A 3,404-nucleotide genomic window follows, 5' to 3' on the forward strand; every position below is an offset into this window, starting at 1 on the left:
ATCGGCGGGCGTCAGGCGGCTTGGCAGGCTGTTCAGCTTGGCCACATAGGCCAGCAGCGGGCGCAGTTTCGGATCAACAGGCGCGGTGTCGGGGTCGTCCAAAAGCGCGTCGACGAGGCCCGGCTCGACGCCGAGCGCCTCGGCATAGATCTGGTGTGAGCCATGGCAGAAGGCGCAGGCATTCAGGCCCGAGACATAAGCCGCGATCAGCTCGCATTCAGCCTGTGACAGCGGCGCGCCCGCTTTCATGACGCCATCCACATGCATCAAGAGCGGCCCCGCATGGGCCGGATGGCGGGTCAGCAGGTCACCCAGACGGGCGGGGCTGGGAAGGCTGGGGAAAAGCGGCATGGGCGGGCTCCGGTTGAGGTCATCCGCCCATGCTAACAGCGATCAGCCCCGGCGTCGCCTGCGGCGCCCACCGCCCTCGCCGCCATCGGCACCGGCCGCGCCGTAATGCACCTTGGGCAGGTCCACGACGCTGTTGAGGATAGGGAAGGGTTCCACGGAATTGGGAATGGCCGAGGCGTTGACGAAATGCTCCTGGAACTTGGGCTCCACGGCGGTTTCGATCTTGTGAATCTGGCGCACAACGGTTTCGATCCGACCCCGCGCCTCGCGTGAACAGAGCGCAATCCGCGCGCCGTGACCCGCTGCGTTGCCCGCACTGGTGACTTTTTCCAGCGGCGCGTCGGGGATCATCCCCAGAACCATCGCGTGTTTCGGGCTGATATGCGCGCCGAAGGCCCCGGCCAGCGTCACCCGGTCGACGGTGTCCACGCCCATTTCATCCATCAGCAGCTTGGCACCCGCATAAAGCGCCGATTTCGCCAGCTGGATCGCGCGTATGTCGCCTTGGGTTACCGTAATACGCGGCCCGCCCTCGGCGCTGCCGTCATGGATCAGATAAACATGCGTCCGCCCTTCGGGTTCACAGCGCGGCGTGCCGACTTGTTCCGCCGACCCGATGAGGCCCGAGGTGTCGAGAATGCCCGCAAGGCGCATCTCGGCCACGGCCTCGATAATGCCAGAACCGCAGATTCCGGTGACGCCGGTCGCCGCACTCGCCTCGGCAAAGCCGGGATCGTCGGACCACAGCTCGCAGCCGATGATGCGGAAACGCGGTTCCTTGGTGACCGGGTCAATCTCGATCCGCTCGATCGCGCCGGGGGCGGCGCGCTGGCCGGAACTGATCTGCGCGCCCTCGAAGGCGGGACCGGTGGGGGAGGAACAGGCCAGAACCTTGTTGGTGTTGCCAAGCAAGATTTCCGCATTGGTGCCCACATCGACGACAAGCACCAGGTCTTCCGATTTGTTGGGCTCTTCCGACAGGGCAACGGCTGCGGCATCGGCCCCCACATGGCCCGCGATGCAGGGCAGGACATAGACCTGCGCCTCGGTATTAAGCGCCGTCAGGTCCAGATCTCGGGCGGGCAGCGACAGCGACGAGGAGGTCGCCAGCGCAAAGGGCGCCTGTCCCAGTTCCACCGGGTCGATCCCAAGCAGAAGATGGTGCATCACCGGGTTGCAGACGAAGATGGTTTCCATGATGAGCGTTGGCTCGATCCCGCCCTCCGCCGCGATTTCACCGGCCAGCGTGTTGATCGCCTCGCGCACCGCATTGGTCATCTCCCGGTCGCCGCCGGGGTTCATCATGGCGTAGCTGACCCGGCTCATCAGGTCTTCGCCGAAGCGGATCTGCGGGTTCATGAGGCCGGAGGAGGCCAGAACGCGCCCGTCGGAGAGATCACACAGATGCGCGGCGATGGTGGTGGACCCGAGGTCGATGGCAAGCCCGTAGATGCCGTCCTCGTGCAGCCCCGGCCAGATGTCGAGAATGCGGAATCCGTCCGCCCCCTGCGCCTGATGCAGCGCCACGGTGACCTGCCATTTGCCCTTGCGCAGCACCGGTTGCAGCTTGGTCATTAGCGGCAGGCCCGCTGTCACGTTCTCGATCTGCCACTGGTCTTTCAGCGCCTTGCTGAGCCGTTCGAAATCGCCCGAGGGCTCGTGCATATCGGGTTCCTCGACCTCGACGAAGACAAGCCGCGTGGCGGGGTCCATCGTGATCGGCCGGTCCGACGCCGCCTTGCGCACCACCTGGCGGTGGACCTGGCTTTCGGCGGGCACATCAATGACGATATCGCCCTGCACCGTGGCCTGACAGCCGAGGCGACGCCCTTTCTTGAGACCCCGGACCCGGTCATAACGGGCCTCGACCGCGTTCCATTCCGACAGCGCGTCTTCGCTGACGGTGACGCCATGTTTGGGGAAATCGCCGTAGGAGGGCGAGATCTGGCATTTTGAGCAGATGCCCCTCCCGCCGCAGACGGAATCGAGATCCACGCCTAGTTTGCGGGCTGCGGTCAGGATCGGGGTGCCAACGGGGAACCGGCCCCGTTTGCCAGAGGGGGTGAAGATCACGAGAGGAGTATCAGACATGCGCGCGCCTTTCCTTTGCGGATGTTTTAACGTGCCCGGTGGCAAGGGAAAGGAGCGAAACGTCAAAATCCGGCCGGGTTGCGGCATGCGGGTGGATTTCGTCTCAGGCAGGCAGCCAGGGCATCAGCCCGTTGGTGCCGGCCACCCACATCAGAACCGGGAATGGCATGACCGCAAGCGCGAGAGTGGGAAAGGTCGCGCGCGGGGAAAAGACACCGCTCATTCCTGCCATCAGGCAGATTCCGCCGCCGCCGCCAATGAGGCCCGATCCCGGCATGTTGATCAGGAGCGCCAGTCCCACATAGCGGTAGCGCAGGGCAATGCGCGCATGTTTGCGGGGCAGGGAGCGTTGCAGCTCCCGCACCCGCTGCGCAGGGCCCATGGGGCCAAGACGATCTACGAGCGCGGCGGCTTTCACCAGGTGCAGGTCAAGAAAGAACCGTTTCAACGAGCGGATCGGCACGAGGCGCCCGGCAAGGAAGGCCAGGCTCAGACCGCCAAGAGTGGCGAGATAAATAGGCAGGGCGAATTCCGGTCCGCGCAGAACCAGGAGCGCAATGGCAATCTCGATCCCCGGCACGAAGGGCAGCGCGATGAGCAGGGCGTAGGCAACGAAAATGGCCAGCAGAATCAGCCGCTCGGCACGGGCTTCCGAATGGGCCGGCAGGGATTCGGCCCATGAGAGAGCGTAGTCGATCGCGTAGTGGGACAGAATCACGATGGCGATAAGAACGATGAGTTTGACAGCGAGCCTTGGAAGCGATTCACCCCAGGACGGCGGCGTGGTGTCAGTCTCTGGTCGCGCGGGCATGCTGAAAGCCTGATCTATAGGGTGCAGCCTGTACCTAGGAGGTTTGGTTCGGGAAAAGAAGATTTTTCCGGAAAAATCTTCGCGGTTTCACATGAAGAATTTTCGGGAAAATTCTTCATTGTTAATTGAAAAATCTTCTGGAAGATTTTTC

The 3,404-nt window shown here is 63.6% G+C and carries 3 protein-coding genes; all 3 read right to left on the reverse strand.

What is annotated here, in order from left to right:
• Positions 1–351: carboxymuconolactone decarboxylase family protein (locus tag BKY26_RS10855; protein WP_425434482.1), on the reverse strand; the 351-nt coding region annotated here is incomplete at its 3' end.
• Positions 352–393: 42 nt separating this feature from the next.
• Positions 394–2,442 (reverse strand): ASKHA domain-containing protein, encoded by a 2,049-nt coding sequence (locus BKY26_RS10860; RefSeq protein WP_071690415.1) that lies wholly within the window; start codon positions 2,440–2,442, stop codon positions 394–396.
• 103 nt (positions 2,443–2,545) lie between these two features.
• Positions 2,546–3,253: a hypothetical protein gene (locus BKY26_RS10865; protein ID WP_071690416.1), complete on the reverse strand. Its 708-nt coding sequence runs from the start codon at positions 3,251–3,253 to the stop codon at positions 2,546–2,548.
• Positions 3,254–3,404: the final 151 nt, after the last annotated feature.

Origin of the sequence: Nioella sediminis, from assembly GCF_001879695.1 — a bacterium.
GTDB lineage: Bacteria > Pseudomonadota > Alphaproteobacteria > Rhodobacterales > Rhodobacteraceae > Nioella > Nioella sediminis.